Annotated in this window: 13 protein-coding genes; 9 read left to right on the plus strand and 4 right to left on the minus strand. The window is 70.1% G+C overall.

What is annotated here, in order from left to right; translation table 11 throughout:
* Window positions 1-125: 125 nt before the first annotated feature.
* The gene (locus ACQP0N_RS17965) at window positions 126-935 is read right to left on the minus strand and encodes a class I SAM-dependent methyltransferase (protein WP_433111839.1); all 810 of its coding nucleotides are present in this window, start codon (window positions 933-935) and stop codon (window positions 126-128) included.
* A 2-nt stretch (window positions 936-937) separates the two neighbouring features.
* Entirely contained in the window at window positions 938-1,963 is a 1,026-nt protein-coding gene (gene gntD, locus ACQP0N_RS17970) for a guanitoxin biosynthesis L-enduracididine beta-hydroxylase GntD (RefSeq protein ID WP_433111842.1), read from the minus strand.
* Window positions 1,964-2,109: 146 nt separating this feature from the next.
* Between gntD and ACQP0N_RS17975 the strand changes: the two genes are divergently transcribed.
* Window positions 2,110-2,256 (plus strand): hypothetical protein, encoded by a 147-nt coding sequence (locus ACQP0N_RS17975; RefSeq protein WP_433111845.1) that lies wholly within the window; start codon window positions 2,110-2,112, stop codon window positions 2,254-2,256.
* A gap of 110 nt (window positions 2,257-2,366) precedes the next feature.
* Window positions 2,367-3,353, plus strand: coding sequence for an ArsR/SmtB family transcription factor (locus ACQP0N_RS17980; protein ID WP_433111848.1), 987 nt, complete (start codon window positions 2,367-2,369; stop codon window positions 3,351-3,353).
* A 222-nt stretch (window positions 3,354-3,575) separates the two neighbouring features.
* Here the strand turns inward: ACQP0N_RS17980 and ACQP0N_RS17985 are convergent, their stop codons facing one another.
* Both ACQP0N_RS17985 and ACQP0N_RS17990 read right to left on the minus strand, forming a co-directional pair.
* The gene (locus tag ACQP0N_RS17985; RefSeq protein ID WP_433111851.1) at window positions 3,576-6,215 is read right to left on the minus strand and encodes a discoidin domain-containing protein; all 2,640 of its coding nucleotides are present in this window, start codon (window positions 6,213-6,215) and stop codon (window positions 3,576-3,578) included.
* A gap of 330 nt (window positions 6,216-6,545) precedes the next feature.
* Window positions 6,546-7,748: an ROK family protein gene (locus ACQP0N_RS17990; protein ID WP_433111854.1), complete on the minus strand. Its 1,203-nt coding sequence runs from the start codon at window positions 7,746-7,748 to the stop codon at window positions 6,546-6,548.
* Window positions 7,749-7,985: 237 nt separating this feature from the next.
* Here ACQP0N_RS17990 and ACQP0N_RS17995 point away from each other — a divergent pair, with 237 nt between their 5' ends.
* The 7 genes from ACQP0N_RS17995 to ACQP0N_RS18025 all read left to right on the plus strand — a co-directional run bounded on the left by ACQP0N_RS17995 (window position 7,986) and on the right by ACQP0N_RS18025 (window position 16,336).
* Window positions 7,986-9,284: an ABC transporter substrate-binding protein gene (locus tag ACQP0N_RS17995; RefSeq protein ID WP_355049669.1), complete on the plus strand. Its 1,299-nt coding sequence runs from the start codon at window positions 7,986-7,988 to the stop codon at window positions 9,282-9,284.
* A gap of 70 nt (window positions 9,285-9,354) precedes the next feature.
* Window positions 9,355-10,347 carry a carbohydrate ABC transporter permease gene (locus ACQP0N_RS18000; protein ID WP_433111857.1) on the plus strand — a complete coding sequence of 331 codons (993 nt, stop codon included), beginning with the start codon at window positions 9,355-9,357 and terminating at the stop codon, window positions 10,345-10,347.
* The gene (locus tag ACQP0N_RS18005; RefSeq protein WP_357118087.1) at window positions 10,340-11,179 is read left to right on the plus strand and encodes a carbohydrate ABC transporter permease; all 840 of its coding nucleotides are present in this window, start codon (window positions 10,340-10,342) and stop codon (window positions 11,177-11,179) included. Before ACQP0N_RS18000 ends, ACQP0N_RS18005 begins: the two co-directional genes overlap by 8 nt.
* Before the next feature lie 29 nt (window positions 11,180-11,208).
* Window positions 11,209-12,573 (plus strand): GH1 family beta-glucosidase, encoded by a 1,365-nt coding sequence (locus ACQP0N_RS18010; protein ID WP_433111860.1) that lies wholly within the window; start codon window positions 11,209-11,211, stop codon window positions 12,571-12,573.
* Window positions 12,574-12,771: 198 nt separating this feature from the next.
* Window positions 12,772-13,269 (plus strand): 2Fe-2S iron-sulfur cluster-binding protein, encoded by a 498-nt coding sequence (locus ACQP0N_RS18015; RefSeq protein WP_433121687.1) that lies wholly within the window; start codon window positions 12,772-12,774, stop codon window positions 13,267-13,269.
* On the plus strand, window positions 13,266-14,249 hold the full coding sequence (locus ACQP0N_RS18020) for an FAD binding domain-containing protein (RefSeq protein WP_433111863.1): 984 nt from the start codon (window positions 13,266-13,268) through the stop codon (window positions 14,247-14,249). Before ACQP0N_RS18015 ends, ACQP0N_RS18020 begins: the two co-directional genes overlap by 4 nt.
* Window positions 14,246-16,336, plus strand: coding sequence for a xanthine dehydrogenase family protein molybdopterin-binding subunit (locus ACQP0N_RS18025; protein ID WP_433111866.1), 2,091 nt, complete (start codon window positions 14,246-14,248; stop codon window positions 16,334-16,336). The genes ACQP0N_RS18020 and ACQP0N_RS18025 overlap by 4 nt, the downstream gene beginning before the upstream one ends.
* Window positions 16,337-16,341: the final 5 nt, after the last annotated feature.

Here is a 16,341-nt window from a genome sequence, read left to right on the forward strand (position 1 = left end):
CCCGGACGACGACCGGCGGCGTTGCGGTTTCGTCCGGATACGACACCGGTATCCGGAAGAAACCGCGCCTTGCCGGATCGCCGCCCGGACTCCGCCTCGGCTCGACCGCCCTTATGGAACAGGCCCTAGAGGAAGACCTGGGGCAGCACCGAGTCCCGGTCACCGGGTGCCAGCCGGTCCCGCAGGTCTGCCTTCAGATACTCCTCGTGGCTGAGGTCCGCGCCACCACGTGCCGAAACCTGGTCTCTCAGGTACTGCGACCAGCTGAAGACCGAAAGGTCTAGGTGCTGGGGCACCGGCCGCCGGCTGTGCCGGTGGCACGCCACGAACCACCGGTGGTTGAAGGTGTGCGGCCACTCCATCGCCTGCAGCCGCAGTCCATGGTCGACAGCTATCCGCTCCAGAGTGGCCGGCGTGTACCGCTGCACCTCGGGATAGGTCCAGGAGTCCTTGACCTCGTCTGCCTCGCTGGGCAGGAACGCGCCGACGAAGAGTCCGTCCTCGCTCAGTGTCTCGGCCACCGCCCCGAAACATTGAGCGACCTGTGCCGGTGCGGCGTGCATAAAGATGCCGCTGGCCAGCACGAAGTCGAAGTCGACGCCGAAGTGCTTGGCCGAGAAGTCGGAGTTCGTACTGAACCTAGGCTTCTTCAGCGCGACCAGGCCGTCGCTGACCTCGTACGCAACCCCGTCCTCAAGGATCTGCCGCTCCGGCTCGATGCCGTGGTACCGGCCCTCGTTGAGATATACCAGTGAGAGCCGTCCGCCGCGTAACGAGCCACAGCCGATATCCAGAAGCAAGTGATGTTCGCGCATCCCTAGCAGGACGAGGATGGCGAATTGCAGAGCGCCGATCCGGTCGTAGTAACCAGCCGGGCCGACCCAGCCGCGATGCTTCGCACTCCCGGCGTCCGCATGTGGAAAAGGCCCGGTCATGTTCAGTACACGACCCGGTCCTCGGCGGAGACCCGCAGGTGACGGGTCTTTCGTAGGTCTCGCACTACGAACGCGCGCTTGAGCCAGCGGTCGGTGCCGTCGTAGTGGCCGGGAATCCTGCGGCGGCCGTGTACGGACTTGAAGTTGTCGATGAACAACACGTCGCCCGGCTGGAGCACGACCTCCCGCAGCGAGTTGTTGATCGACTCTTTGAGCGCGTCGAACGCCGCGCACGCCTCGGGGTCGTCCCGGAAATCGTCGATGTAGTAGGGGTGCACCCGCAGATACGGCTTGCTGGGGCCGCCGAACAGTGCCGGCACCCGCTCCGGGTCGGTGTACATGTTCCGGACGCGCTCGTGGCTGGTCGTGATGAGGCTGGCGACCAGGCCGGTCGTGTCCGGCGGGAGTTCCCGGTCGGCGCGGTTGCCCTCGTCGGGCTGGAACGGGTAGGCCGGCCTGGCCAGCACTTCCCGCGTGGCGTCGTCCAACTTGAGGTCGTCCACGGAGGTGTACGTAGTGGCCACGTGGTCCTGGTTGCGGAGGCACATCAGCGCTACGTAGTCCATCCGCTCCGGATGGAACGCGTCTTCGGTGTGCCACTCCAGAGGGTCGGTGCTGGTGCCGAGCTGGCCTCCGTCGCTGCCCCGTATCGGCAGCACGTCGTGGATGAGCCGACCGCCCTGCTCAGTGGCCCAGGCAACCGCCTCGCCGATGACGTGGCAGCAGAGCATCAGATAGAAGTTTTCCCGGCGGCCATCCCGGTTGATCTCCGAGTCCATCCAGTGGCCCGGGGTCTTTCCGATGGCCGCGTCGTCCACCGGGTAGCCGGAGACCAAGCAGACCGGCTCCCGCTCCAGGAGCTTGAAGGTGAGCAAATCGCGCCGCATCCGCTCGGGAAGCGCCTGGGCGTGCAGGGCCACATCGCGCACGAATCCTGGGTCGTCCGCCGATGGATAGATGGCGGTTAGCCTGTCGAGCTGGCTGTTTACATCAGCGATCTCGTCTGCGGTGAGGTTGATCGTGAGCACCTTTCCTCCTTTTCTGAGTTAACTCGGGGTAGGGGTTGGGGCACGCCGGCTTCGTGCATGGTGAGGAACCGGAGCGGTGCCAGGCGGATTCGGGCACCGGATCCGCCCGGCTCGGCGCGGCAGTGTTACCGCCCGAGGTGCCCTGGGTGTCCCCGCCGCATGTCGAGCCGTCCGTAATCAAGACACCGGTGGCGGAAAGCGCGCTCACGCCGACCAGGAACAGCCACGGCGCCTCGGTCAACAGCAGCGTGAACAGAGCGACCATCATCGTGGTCGGCGCGGCCAGGAATTGAGCGAGCGGTCACGATGAATCGACCTCCCTGTGGTCGGTCCAGGACCCAACGAGACTCGCGCACGGTCAAGGGGGCCCAAAATGATTCGTTCCTGATGGAATCATCGACGGATGTTGGTACTGAAGTTCTCGGCACAGGACGTCGCCCGGACCAGGCTGGCCATCTCGCCGCTCTGGGAAGTGGTCACGAGTGTCCAGACCCTCAAGGAACCTCGCCGGCACGCGCCGCACCTGCGCTGGGTGGAGCGGTCCCAACAGCAGCTGCGCCAGCAGCGGGTCTCGATGGAACTGTTGTCCGCCCTGGTCCCGGTGCCCAGCTACTACATCCCCGACTTCCTGACTCCGGTGCCCGCCACAGCCGCACCGACCATCGAGGACGAGCTGGCCGTACTGGTCGCGACCACTCCGGAGGAGGTGCGCGCTGACCTGCATCGGATGAAGCGCCCGCTGGCGCCGGAACTGGGCGCGATGTACAGCGATCCGGTGGGCGGCCTGAACCAGCTGGCCACCGAGATCCGCAGTTACTGGGAGCGGGTGCTGGCCGCCTACTGGCCACGCATGCAGCGGCTGCTGGACGGCGAGATCCTGTACCGGGCGCGCACGATGGTGCAGGACGGCGCCGCCGGACTATTCGCTGACCTGCACCCGCAGATCAGCTGGCGGGACGACACGCTGACGGTGGCACATCCATGGTACGAGGCGACCCGTCAGCTAACCAATGGCCGCGGGCTGGTGCTGGTGCCCAGTGTCTTCGCCTGGCCGGGCGTATTCTCCCAGACCAACCCGCCGGGGCAGCCCGGCCTCGTGTATCCGGCGCGTGGGGTCGGCGCGGTCTGGCAGGTCGGTCTGGGGCCGGTGCCGAAAGGGCTGGCGCGGGTCCTCGGGAACTCTCGGGCGCTACTTCTGTCCGAACTGGGGATGCCGGCCTCCACCACGGAGTTGGCCTCCCACCTGAAGATGTCCGCCGCCAACGTCTCGCATCACCTGACCACCTTGCGGGAGGCCGGGCTCGTGAGGGCGTTCCGCACCGGGCACAGCGTGCTCTACGTGCGGACCGCCGTCGCCGACGAACTGCTGACTACCAGCCTCGAGGAATAGGGGAACGGGCCCACGCCACCACGCCACCCCGACATCCTCGCCGCCCAGCAGCCGGGGGCTCTGGCCGCGATCATCAGCGCGACCGCGCGAAGAGTCCTATGCCCGACGGGGACACGACCGTGGCCGGCCCGGTCTTCGGCGGGACCGGGCCGGCCTCGGCCCTGGGTACGACCCGCGCCGGTCCGGTCAGATGAGTCGACCGGATCGGCGCGGGCGTCCCGGTCAGGGGTAGTTCGTCAGGTACACCGTCTGGTTGGCCGCGTTCGCGGTGCCACCGGCGTTGTTGATCACCCGGTTGATGGTGCCGACGCCGCCGAGCGAGACGGTGACCATGTTGGTGAAGCGCACGTTCGGGTTGACCGGCACCTCGAACGAGTGCTCCTCGACCACGGCGGGGTTGACGTTGAAGTAGCTGTAGCTGCCCAGCCCGAACGCCTGGTGGCTGGTCACCGAGTCGGCCACCTTGTAGGCGGCGTAGCCCCGGGTGGACCCGTTCATCCAGGCCGCCTGGTTCGGCACGTCGTACGGCAGTTCGTTCTGGTAGAAGTACGTCCGCCCACCGTTGCCGTTCCAGATGGTCTGGTACTTCTGGTAGTGCTCGACGAAGAGGCCGTACATGGTGACGTCGTCGCCGTTGACGGTGAGCCCGGTGTCAGCGGTGTTCAGCGTCCACCCGGTGGGCACGCCCTGGGCGGCGTGGTCGGCCCGCCACAGCCACATGTGGTCACCGATCACGTTGTCGCTGTTGACGGTCAGCGTGTTGGTGGCCTTGCCGACGAGCGGACCGCCGATGCGGAAGAACACGTCGTGCAGCGAGGTCGGGTTGCTGGCGTGGCTCGCGGACGAGCCGGACCGGCCGACCTCCATGAGCACCGGCGAGTTGGTGGTGCCCGCCTCGAACATGATGCCGGCGACCTTCACGCCGTCCACGTCGGCGACCCGCATCCCGACGCTGCCGTTGTCGGCCTGGATGGTGGCCAGGCCGAGGCCGAGGATGACCGTGTCGGCCCGGTTGACCTGGATCGGCTCGGTGACGTGGTGTACGCCCGGGGTGAAGAGCAGGTGCTTGCCCTGGGCGAGGGCGGCGTTGATGGTGGCCGCGCTGGTGCCGGGCTGGACGACGAAGAACTGCGACAGCGAGATCGACGAGCCGGCCGGGGTCTTGTTGTACCAGCTCGTGCCGGTGGAGTTGGTGCGCAGCGCGGGCACGAAGACCCGGTACTCGCCGCTGCCCGTCACGTAGAGGAACGGCTTCTCGCGGACCTGGGGGGTCTGCGCGATGACGGTGTGCGACGGGTTGGGGAAGCTCGGCGGCGGAGCGCCGTTGACGCCCTGGAAGACCATGTTCCACACCGAGCCGGTCCAGCCGTTGCCGAACTCGCTGTTGCGCGAGTACCACTGCTGCTGCGAGCCGGAGACGACCAGGCCGTCGATGCGGGTGTCGGCCAGCAGGCCGCCGCTGGACCAGCCGTCACCGCCGTTCCAGAGCTGGATCTGGTTCTGCGCGCCGCGCAGGTGCATCCGTCGGTACGGCGCGGCCTGCGACACCGCCCACCGCTCCACGCTCACGCCGGACGGCAGGGTCACTGAGAGGTTCTCCGCGGACCGCCAGAAGTTCTGGGTGGCGTTGCCGCCGAACCAGGTCGCCTCGGCCCGGACGTGGCCGTTCAGGTTGACGTCGTCGGGGCTCATGCCGAGGCCGGCTACCTGGGTGAAGAAGCCGAGGTTGACGTCGGCGGTGTAGGTGCCCGGCTTGAACAGCACGGCGTAACGCTGCGCGCCGAACTGGTTGGTCTCCTGCTGCGTGAAGATGGTGTTCAGTCGACTCTGGATCGTCGAGGTCGGGGTGCTCGGGTCGAAGACGTACGTGTTCGCGCCGAGGTTGGGGTTGTACGGGTCGGTCGTGCCGACCGGAGGTTCGCTGGTGCCGCCGCCGGTCGTGTTGACCGCCACCTCCCACAGCGAGTAGCCGTAGGCGGTGCCCCGGGCGGTGCCGTACACGCGCAGGTAGCGTCCGGTACCGGTGACGGTGAGGCTCTGCGTGCCACCGGTGGCCGTGGTGGTGGAGTAGATCGTGGTCCAGGTGGAACCGTCGGCCGAGGTCTGGAGCTGGAAGGCCCGGGCGTACGCGGCCTCCCAGGTCAACGTGACCCGGCAGATGGTGCGGGTGCTGCCCAGGTCGACGCGCAGCCACTGCGGGTCGCTGGCGGCGCTGGCCCAGCGGGTGCCGGTGTTGCCGTCGACGGCGGCAGAGGCGGGGGTGCCGGCGTTCTCGGTGGACGAGGCGGTCACCGGGCTGCCCTGCGCCACGTTGGCGCTCCCGCAGGTGGACGTGTCGCCGCCGGTCTCGCCGTAGACCTGGAACTCCCACAGGGAGTAGCCGTAGGCGGTGCCCCGGGCGGTGCCGTACATCCGCACGTACCGGCCGGCGCCGGTCACGGTGAGGTTCTGCGTGCCGCCCGCGCCGGTGGTGGTCGAGTAGATCGTCGTCCAGGTGGCGGCGTCGTCGGAGGTCTGGATCTGGAAGGCGCGGCCGTAGGCGCCCTCCCAGAGCAGGTTCACCTGGCTGATGGTGGCCCGCGCGCCGAGGTCGACCTGGAGCCACTGCGGGTCGCTGAAGGCGCTGGCCCAGCGGGTTCCGGTGTTGCCGTCGACCGCGGCCGAGGCGGGGGTGCCGGCGTTCTCGGTGGACGAGGCGGTGGCCGGTCGGCCCTGCGAGAGCAGGGCCGGGGCGGCCTGCGCGGGTGCCGTGGCCACCGCCGGGGTCAGGGCTGCCACCAGGGCCACCGCGACTCCGGTGAGGAGGTGCCGAACGGTCCGCCGCCGGGGACGCGGGCGTACGGATGTAGCACGAGATGTCATGACATCGCCTGTCGATAGGGCGTTACGGACGCCGTGCGGGTGGGGTCGGTCTTCGCCCGTGGTGCCGTGGGTGGTGCCGCCGATGCGACGCCGCGGGGAGAGGAGAGCGCTCTCGTAGGAGTGTTGCGGCGAGATTGCGGCGGCGTCAAGACATCGATCTATAACTTCGTTATTTATCCCGAGGATCAGATTTTGTGTAATTCCACCCCGGCCCCACCCGTCTCCCGCCGTCCCCCGCCCCGCGCTGACTCCCAGTGATCAAGAGGTTCGCGTCAGAAACCGTGCCCGGCATGACGCGAACCTCTTGATCACCGCGCAAAAAAGGGGGGGTCAGGAGGGAGGGACGCCGCCGGCGGTGAGGAATCGGGCTATCGGGAGGGTCGCCGCGCCGAGGGCCACCGCGTCGACGCCCAGGCGGCACAGCTCGATCGACGCCTGCTCGTACGGCTGACGCAGCGCCTGCCGGCCGGCGGCCTCGCGGACGGCCGGCAGCAGGTCGCCCAGCGCCATCGCCGCCCACCCGCCGAGCACCACCCGCTCCGGGTTGAAGAGGTTGATCAGGTTGGCCACTCCCGCGCCGAGGTAGCCGGCCGTGTCGTCCAGCACCCGTCGGGCGGTGGCCGAGCTGTCGGCGGCGGCGACCAGAGCGGCGAGCTGGGACTCCTCGTCCTCGCCGGGAACGACGCGTCCCCGACGCGCCTCCCGGTAACGGTCGATGATCGCCTCCGCGCCCACGTACGCCTCGAGGCAGCCGCGTGCGCCGCACCGGCACGTGCGGCCGCCGTACACCAGGGTGGTGTGGCCCCACTCCCCCGCGCTGCTGGACGCGCCCCGATAGGTGGCGCCGTTGGTCACCACGGCGGCGCCCACCCCCGACCCGACCAGCGCGAAGACGGCGTGCCGGGCCCCGCGCCCGGCACCGAACCACATCTCGGCCTGCCCGAGGGTCTTCGCGCCGTTGTCGATGTGCAGCGGCAGGTCGGTGCCGACGCGGATGAGGCGTTCCAGCGGCACCCGGTCCCAGCCGAGGGCCTGGGCGTGCACGACCGCCTCGTCGCCCTGCTCGACCACGCCGGAGACGCCGATGCCGACGCCGAGCACGTCGGCGGTGGCCACGCCGGCCTGGCCGGTCACCATCTCGATGCCGGCCAGCACGTGCCCGGCCACCAGGTCCGGCTCGGTACGCGCCGGGTCGAGCGGGTACTCGACGCTGGCGAGCAGCGTCATCGCGAAGTCGAACAGCTCGACCCGGACCCGGGTCTCGCCGACGTCCACGCCGATCACGAAGGCGTACCGGGAGGCGACCCGCAGCAGCATGCTGGGTCGGCCGCCGTCGGACTCCGCGGCCCCGGCCTCGACCACAATGCCCTCGTCGATCAGGTCGGTCACCACGTTGCTCACCGCCGGCTGGCTCAGCCCGGTGCTGCGCACCAGGTCCTGCCGGGTCAGCGGGGCATCGAGGAAGAGCTTCGTCAGCAGGGCGGACCGGTTGCGCAGCCGGACGCTCCGGTTGGTGGCACGCGCCAGCTCCACTCGTCACCTCGTTCCCGTCGGCCGTAGGTGGCGACTGTAACCGCACCGTGCTTGACGACCCACCGGCCAACCACTTTAATGACGACATTCATTAAGCCGTGATGTAACTCCCGGGAAACGCCGAAGGACCTCCGACGGCGCGTCCGGAGAAACCCCGTCCGCAGCCGACCGCCGTCGCCTCACCCCTATCGACGACGACGACCGGCGGACCCCCACCACGTACCGGAAGGGCTGACCGTGTCGAGACGACACCTCGGGATATTCGCTGCCGCCGTACTGGCTGCCGCATCGCTGACCGCCTGCGGCGGCTCCGGCGACGACTCCGCCTCCTCGCCCAAGACCCTCACCTACTGGGCCAGCAACCAGGGCGCCAGCCTGGAGGCCGACAAGACCACCCTCCAGCCCGAGCTGGACAAGTTCGAGAAGCAGACCGGCATCAAGGTCAACGTCGAGGTGGTCCCCTGGTCGGACCTGCTCAACCGGCTGCTCGCCGCCGCCACCTCGGGCAAGGGCCCGGACGTGGTGAACATCGGCAACACCTGGTCGGCGTCGCTGCAGGCCACCGGCGCGCTCGTCGAGTTCGACGACGCCACCCTGCAGGCCGTGGGCGGCAAGGACCGGATCGTGCCCGCCGCGCTCGCCGCCGCCGGCGCGCCCGGCAAGCCGCCGGCCGCCGTGCCGCTCTACTCCATGGCGTACAGCCTGTACTACAACAAGAAGATGTTCGCCGACGCGGGCATCACCGCCCCGCCGACGACCTGGGAGCAGGTCGTCGAGTACGGCAAGAAGCTCAGCACCGGTGGCAAGTGGGGCCTCGCGATCGAGGGCGCCAACCCGTCGGAGAACGCCCACCACGCGTTCACCTTCAGCCAGCAGTACGGCGGCGAGTGGTTCGACTCGGCCGGCAAGCCGACCTTCGACACCCCGCAGAACGTCTCGGCCATCAAGCGCTACATCGACTTCATGGCCGCCGACAAGATCACCAACCCGAGCAACGCCGAGTACGCGCAGAACCAGTCGGTCTCGGACTTCGCCAACGGCAAGGCCGCCATGTTGCTGTGGCAGTCCGCCGGCTCGAACCTGAAGACGCAGAACATGGCCGCCGACGCGTACGGCGTGGCCCCGGTGCCGTTCCTGGCCAACCCGCCGGCCGGCGGCAAGAAGGTCAACAGCATGGTGGCCGGCATCAACATGGCCGTCTTCAAGCACACCAAGAACAAGGACGGCGCGCTGAGCTTCGTCAAGTTCATGACCAGCGACGAGGAGCAGACGATCCTCAACAAGACGTACGGCTCGCTGCCGGCCGTGAAGACCGCCGGCGCCGACCCGGCGTTCAGTGCCCCGGAGCAGAAGAGCATCCAGGAGACCCTGGTCACCACCGCGGCCCCGCTGCCGCAGGTGCCCGAGGAGAGCACCTTCGAGACCCTGGTCGGCACCGCGATGAAGGAGTTGTTCGCCGACGCGGCGAGCGGCAAGCCGGTCACCGAGGCATCGGTGAAGGCGAAGCTGACCGACGCGCAGCAGAAGATGCGCTGACCCACGCAGCGCCGGTGGCCGTGGTCGGGCTCGTCGCCTGACCACGGCCACCGCCTCCGAGAGGACCCCGATGGCAACCAGCACCACCGCGCCGGACGCCGACCGGCGCGCACCCCGGGCCGGGTCACCCGCCCGGGGGGCCGCCCGCCGGCCGCGCGGCCCCCGCCGTTCCCCCCTGCCGTACCTGCTGCTCGCGCCGGCCATCGTGCTGGAACTCGCCATCCACGTGATCCCGATGGTGGTCGGGGTCTGGATGAGCATGCTGGAGCTGACCCAGTTCCACATCCGCGACTGGTCCACCGCACCCTTCGTCGGCCTGGAGAACTACCGGGCCACCCTCGACTTCAACAGCGCCGCCGGCAAGGAACTGCTGCACTCGTTCTGGATCACGCTGGCCTACAGCGTGCTCTCGGTCGGGTTCGCCTGGCTGCTCGGCATCGCGGCGGCCGTCGTGCTGCAGAAGCCGTTCCGCGGACGGGCCATCCTGCGGGCACTGTTCCTCACCCCGTACGCGCTGCCGGTCTACGCCGCCGTGATCACCTGGAGCTTCCTGCTCCAGCGCGACACCGGCCTGGTCAACCACGTGCTCGTCGACCAACTCGGCCTGCTGAACGAACGACCGTTCTGGCTGATCGGCGACAACAGCTTCTGGTCGCTGCTGGTGGTGTCGGTGTGGCGCAACTGGCCGTTCGCGTTCCTCTGCCTGATGGCCGGCCTTCAGAACGTGCCCGGCGAGCTGTACGAGGCCGCCGCGATCGACGGCGCGGGGTTCTGGCGTCGGCTGCGCTCGGTCACCCTGCCCATGCTGCGGCCGGTGAACCTGGTGCTGCTGCTGGTGCTGTTCCTCTGGACGTTCAACGACTTCAACACGCCGTTCGTGCTCTTCGGCGGCTCCGCGCCCGCGCAGGCCGACCTGATCTCCATCCACATCTACCGCAGCTCCTTCAAGACCTGGGACTTCGGGTCGGGCTCGGCGATGTCGGTGGCGCTGCTGCTGTTCCTGCTGGTCGTCTCGGCCGCGTACCTGCTGATCACCAACCGCCGGAGGGACGACCATGCGTGAGACCGCCGGTGAGCGCTGGGGCCGGCGCATCGTGCTGACCCTGCTCACCCTCTTCGTCGTCATCCCGCTCTACGTGATGGTGACCTCCGCGGCGAAGCCGCTGCGGGACGTGCAGAACGGGTTCACCTGGTGGCCCAGCCGGCCCACCCTGCAACCGTTCGTCGACATGTGGAGCACCGTGCCGCTGGCGCGCTACCTGGTGAACAGCCTCGTGGTGTCGAGTCTCGCGGCGGTCTGCTCGGTCGCGATCGCCATCTTCGCCGCGTTCGCGGTCAGCCGGTACCGGTTCCGTGGCCGGGGCGTCTTCACGGTGACGGTGCTGTCCACGCAGATGTTCCCCGGCATCCTGTTCCTGCTGCCGCTGTTCCTCATCTACGTCAACCTGGGCAACGCCACCGGCATCGAGCTGTACGCCAGCCGGACCGGCCTGGTCATCACGTACCTGACCTTCTCGCTGCCGTTCTCGATCTGGATGCTGGTCGGCTACTTCGACTCGATCCCGCGCGGGCTGGACGAGGCGGCGCAGGTCGACGGGGCCGGGCCGTTGCGCACCCTGTTCCAGGTCATCCTGCCGGCCGCCGTGCCCGGCGTGGTCGCGGTGACCGTGTACGCGTTCATGACCGCGTGGGGTGAGGTGCTGTTCGCCTCGGTGATGACCGACGAGGGCAGCCGCACCCTGGCCGTCGGCCTCCAGGGCTACTCGACCCAGTTCAACGTCTACTGGAACCAGATCATGGCCGCGTCGCTGGTGGTCAGCATCCCCGTCGTCGCCGGGTTCCTGGCCCTGCAGCGGTACTTCGTCGCCGGCCTCACCGCCGGCGCCGTCAAGTGATCCACCCGAACCCAGAGGAGAGCCTTCCCGTGCCCGACCTGTCCAAGCTGCCACCCGACTTCCTCTGGGGTGTCGCCACGGCGGCGTACCAGATCGAGGGGGCCGTCGACGTCGACGGCCGGGCGCCGTCCATCTGGGACACCTTCTCGGCCGCTCCCGGCAACGTCGACAACGGCGACACCGGGGCGGTGGCCTGCGACCACTACCACCGGTGGTCAGAGGACCTGGCGCTGCTGCCCCGCCTCGGCGTGGACGCGTACCGGTTCTCGGTGGCGTGGCCGCGGGTGATGCCCGCGGGTGTGGGCCGGGTCAACCCCGCCGGGCTGGACTTCTACGACCGGCTCGTCGACACGCTGCTCGCCGACGGGATCCGGCCGTTCGTCACGCTCTACCACTGGGATCTGCCGCAGACCCTGCAGGACGCCGGCGGCTGGCCGGAGCGCACCACGGCCGAGGCGTTCGCCGACTACGCGGCGGTCGTGGCCGGTCGCCTCGGTGACCGGGTGGCCGACTGGTGCACGGTCAACGAGCCGCTCTGCGTGTGCTGGATCGGGCACCTGGAGGGGAACATGGCCCCCGGCGAGCGGGACCTGACCCGCGCGGTGCGTGCCTCGCACCACGTGCTGCTCGGACACGGTCTCGCCACGCAGGCGATCCGGGCGAACGCGGCCCGGCCCGCCTCGGTGGGCCTGGTCGTCAACCTCAGCCCGATCGAGCCGGCGACCGACCGGCCCGAGGACGTGGCGGCGGCGCGGCGGGCCGACGGGCACGTCAACCGCTGGTGGCTGGACCCGATCCACGGGCGGGGCTACCCCGCCGACATGGTCGAGACGTACGGGGTCGAGCCGCCGGTACGCGGTGACGACCTCGCGGTGATCGCGACGCCCACCGACTTCCTCGGGGTGAACTACTACTTCCGGCAGTTGGTGGTCGACGACCCGACCGGCCCGGCGCCGTACGCGAAGCAGGTGCCGGTCCCCGGCTCGGTGGAGACCGCGATGGGCTGGGAGATGTACCCGGCGGGCCTGGAGCGGCTGCTCGTCGACGTGCACGAGCGGTACGGACCGGCCCGGATCATCGTCACCGAGAGCGGCTCGGCCTGGCACGACGAGATCACCCCCGAGGGCACGGTCGAGGACAAGGAGCGCACCGACCACCTGGAGCAGCACCTGGCGGCGTGCGCGTCGGCGGTGGCCCGGGGCGTGCCGCTGGACGGCTACTTCGTGTGGTCGCTGCTGGACAACTTCGAGTGGGCGTACGGCTACGACAAGCGCTTCGGGCTGGTGCACGTCGACTACACCACCCAGCGGCGGACGATGAAGGCGAGCGGTCTGCGCTACGCGGAGCTGATCCGCGCGCATCGGAATCTTGCCCGGGCCACCCCGGTGGCCTGAGACGGGGGCGGGCGGACGGCCGCCCGGGTGGCGCTGCGGCGCGTACCCGGGCGGCCGTCGCCGTTTGCGGGGCGGACGCCTCACGGCGAAGCGCTCTTCGCGTTATTCGCCCGCATTTGTCCCCGGCATGGCTAATCTGGGGCGGTGTCCGCAGCAGCAGAGAGACAGACGGTCGTCGACGCGCAGCACGCTTCCCGGGTGGGGTTCGACGTCAACGGTGCCCCACGCGAGGTGACGCTGGACAATCGCACCACCCTGCTCGACACGCTGCGCGAGCATCTCGGCCTCACCGGGGCCAAGAAGGGCTGCGACCACGGCCAGTGCGGCTCCTGCACGGTGCTGCTCGACGGTCGCCGGGTGAAGAGTTGCCTGCTCCTCGCGGTCACCCTGGACGGCCGCTCGGTGGTCACCGTGGAGGGGTTGGCCGACGGGGAGGAACTGTCGCCCTTGCAGGCGGCCTTCATCGCGCACGACGCCTTCCAGTGCGGCTACTGCACCCCCGGGCAGCTCTGCTCGGCGCGCGGGATGCTCGACGAGGTCGAACGGGGCTGGCCCAGCGCGGTCACCGAGGACATCACCGCCGCTCCCGACCTCACCGACGTCGAGATCCGCGAGCGGATGGCCGGCAACCTGTGCCGCTGCGCCGCGTACCCGCACATCGTGGCGGCCGTCCGCGAGACGGCGGCGGCGCGATGAGGCCGTTCCGCTACCACCGGCCCACCGACGTGGCCGACGCCGTCGCCGTGCTGGCCGCCGAGCCGCAGGCGGCGTACCTCGCCGGCGGCACCAACCTGGTGGACCTCATGAAACTCGGCGTGCAGCGCCCCGACGTGCTGGTGGACGTGAACCGGCTGCCCCTGGACACCGTCGAGGAGCTGCCCGACGGCGGCTTGCGGATCGGCGCGACGGTGCGCAACAGCGACCTGGCCGCGCACCCGTCGGTCCGCCGCGACTACCCGGTGCTGACCCGCGCCCTGCTCGCCGCCGCCTCCGGGCAACTGCGCAACATGGCCACCACGGGCGGCAACCTGTTGCAGCGCACCCGTTGCCCGTACTTCCAGGACACCGGCAAGGCGTGCAACAAGCGCGACCCGGGCAGCGGATGCGCCGCCCTGCACGGCGAGAACCGCGACCTCGCGGTGCTGGACTGGTCCGAGCAGTGCGTGGCCACCCACCCGTCGGACCTGGCCGTCGCCCTCGCCGCGCTGGACGCCGTGGTGGAGGTGCACGACACCGACGGTGTCCGGGACGTCCCCATGGTCGACCTGCACCGCTCGCCCGGCGCCCATCCGGAACGGGAGACCACCCTGGCCCGGGGCACGCTGATCACGGCCGTACGGCTGCCGGCGCTGCCGGCCGCGCGCCGCTCGACGTACCTCAAGGCGCGCGACCGGGCGTCGTTCGCCTTCGCGGCCGGCTCGGTGGCCGCGGTGCTGGACCTCGACGGCGGCGTCGTCCGCGACGTGCGGCTGGCCTACGGGGCGTTGGCCCACCGGCCGTGGCGCGCGTACCGGGCCGAGCAGGAGCTGCGCGGCCAGCCGTTCAGCCCGGAGCTGGCGGCGCGGGCCGCCGACGCGGAGCTGGCCGAGGCCCGCCCGCTGAGCGACAACGGCTTCAAGCTGCCCCTGACCCGGTCCATCACCGTACGGGTGCTCAGCGAACTGGCGGCGTCGTGAGCACCGGGGCGATCGGTCAGGCGTACCCCCGGCTGGAGGGCCGGGAGAAGGTCACCGGCGCGGCGCGGTACGCGGTGGAGTACCCGGTCGACGGCGTCACCTACGGCTGGGTGGTGCCCGCGACCGTGGTGCGCGGTCGGATCACCCGGATCGACACCACCGAGGCGCTTGCCTCGCCCGGCGTGCTGGCCGTCGTGCACCACGGCAACGCGCCCCGGCTGGCGACCATGGTGGAGCCGGACCTGTGGCTGCTTCAGGATCCGGCCGTGCACTACCGGGGGCAGTACGTCGCGGTGGTGGTGGCCAGCAGCCTGGAGGCGGCCCGCGAGGGCGCCCGGCTGGTGCGCGTCGAGTACGACACGGGCCCGCACAGCACGGTGCTCACCGACGACCACCCCGGTCTGTACAAGCCCGACGAGGTCAATCCCCACTACCCGACGGACACCGCCGAAGGCGACTTCGACGCCGGGTACGCGGCCGCGCCGGTCCGGGTGGACGTCACCTACCGGACCCCGGCCTACCACAACAACCCCATGGAGCCGCACGCCACCACGGCGCAGTGGACCGACGGGCGGCTGCTCGTGCACGACTCCAACCAGGGCGCGTCATCGGTGCGGGCCACCCTCAGCGAGCTGTTCGACCTGCCCAGCGAGTCGGTCCGGGTGATCGCCGAGCACGTCGGCGGGGGCTTCGGCAGCAAGGGGTACGCCAAGGCCGCCGTGGTCTTGACCGCCCTGGCGGCCCGGCACGTGGACCGGCCGGTGAAACTGGCGCTGACCCGCCAGCAGATCTTCGGGCCGATCGGCTACCGCACGCCCACCATCCAGCGGGTCCGCCTCGCCGCCGACACCGACGGGCGACTCACCGCGATCAGCCACGACGCGATCAGCCAGACCTCCATGATCCGCGAGTTCGCCGAGCAGACCGCCGTCTACACCCGCAGCATGTACGCCGCTCCGCACCGCCGTACGACACATCGACTGACCCGCCTCGACGTGCCCACCCCGTTCTGGATGCGGGCGCCGGGCGAGTGCCCCGGCGCGTACGCGCTGGAGTCGGCGATGGACGAGCTGGCCGTGGCCGTCGGCATCGACCCGGTGGAGCTGCGTATCCGCAACGACCCCGAGGTCGACCCCGACCAGGGGAAACCGTTCACCAGTCGGAATCTGGTGGCCTGCCTGCGCGAGGGGGCGCGGCGGTTCGGCTGGGCCGACCGGAATCCGACGCCCCGGTCCCGGCGCGAGGGACGCTTTCTGGTCGGCTCCGGCGTGGCCGGCTCGGCCTACCCGACCCGGTCCCGCCCGTCCTCGGCGCGGATCACCGCCCGCCCGGACGGCGGTTTCCTGGTCCAGATCAACGCCACCGACATCGGCACCGGGGCGCGTACGGCGCTCTGGCTGGTCGCCGCCGACGCCCTGGGGGTGCCGCCCGAACGGATCGAGATCAGGATCGGTGACAGCGACCTGCCCACGGCCCCGTTGGCCGGTGGCTCGATGGGCACCTCCAGTTGGAGCTGGGCGGTGATCCGGGCGTGTGCGGCGCTGCGCGCCGAACTGCCCGACGGCAGACCGCCGGACGCCGAGGTGAGCGCCGAGGCGGACACCACCGACGAGATCGGCGAGCAGGCCGCACTCCCCCGGTACGCGTACGGGGCGCAGTTCGTCGAGGTCCGGGTGGACACCACCACCGGCGAGATCCGGCTCAACCGGATGCTCGGCGTGTTCGCGGCCGCCCGGATCGTCAACCCGACGACGGCGCGCAGCCAACTCATCGGGGGCATGACGATGGGCCTGTCGATGGCGCTACACGAGGGGGGCCTGCTCGACGAGCGGTACGGCGACTGGGTCAACCACGACCTGGCCACCTATCACATCACGGCCTGCCCGGACGTGGAGTCGATCGAGGCGTACTGGGTGGACGAGCACGACGACGAGCTGAACCTCGCCGGGGTGAAGGGCATCGGGGAGATCGGGATCGTGGGCGCGGCGGCGGCGGTCGCCAACGCGGTGTACCACGCCACCGGCGTGCGCATCCGTGACCTGCCGATCCAGCTCGACAAGCTCGTCGGAGTATCAGAGCTGGCTTAAATAAG

Source organism: Micromonospora sp. CA-246542, assembly GCF_050942905.1.
Classification (GTDB): domain Bacteria; phylum Actinomycetota; class Actinomycetes; order Mycobacteriales; family Micromonosporaceae; genus Micromonospora.

Coding starts and splice junctions, on each gene's coding strand:
- ACQP0N_RS17965 (WP_433111839.1), bottom strand. CDS start 935: ATGACCGGGCCTTTTCCACATGCGGACGCCGGGAGTGCGAAGCATCGC.
- ACQP0N_RS17980 (WP_433111848.1), top strand. CDS start 2,367: ATGTTGGTACTGAAGTTCTCGGCACAGGACGTCGCCCGGACCAGGCTG.
- ACQP0N_RS17985 (WP_433111851.1), bottom strand. CDS start 6,215: ATGACATCTCGTGCTACATCCGTACGCCCGCGTCCCCGGCGGCGGACC.
- ACQP0N_RS18000 (WP_433111857.1), top strand. CDS start 9,355: ATGGCAACCAGCACCACCGCGCCGGACGCCGACCGGCGCGCACCCCGG.
- ACQP0N_RS18005 (WP_357118087.1), top strand. CDS start 10,340: ATGCGTGAGACCGCCGGTGAGCGCTGGGGCCGGCGCATCGTGCTGACC.
- ACQP0N_RS18020 (WP_433111863.1), top strand. CDS start 13,266: ATGAGGCCGTTCCGCTACCACCGGCCCACCGACGTGGCCGACGCCGTC.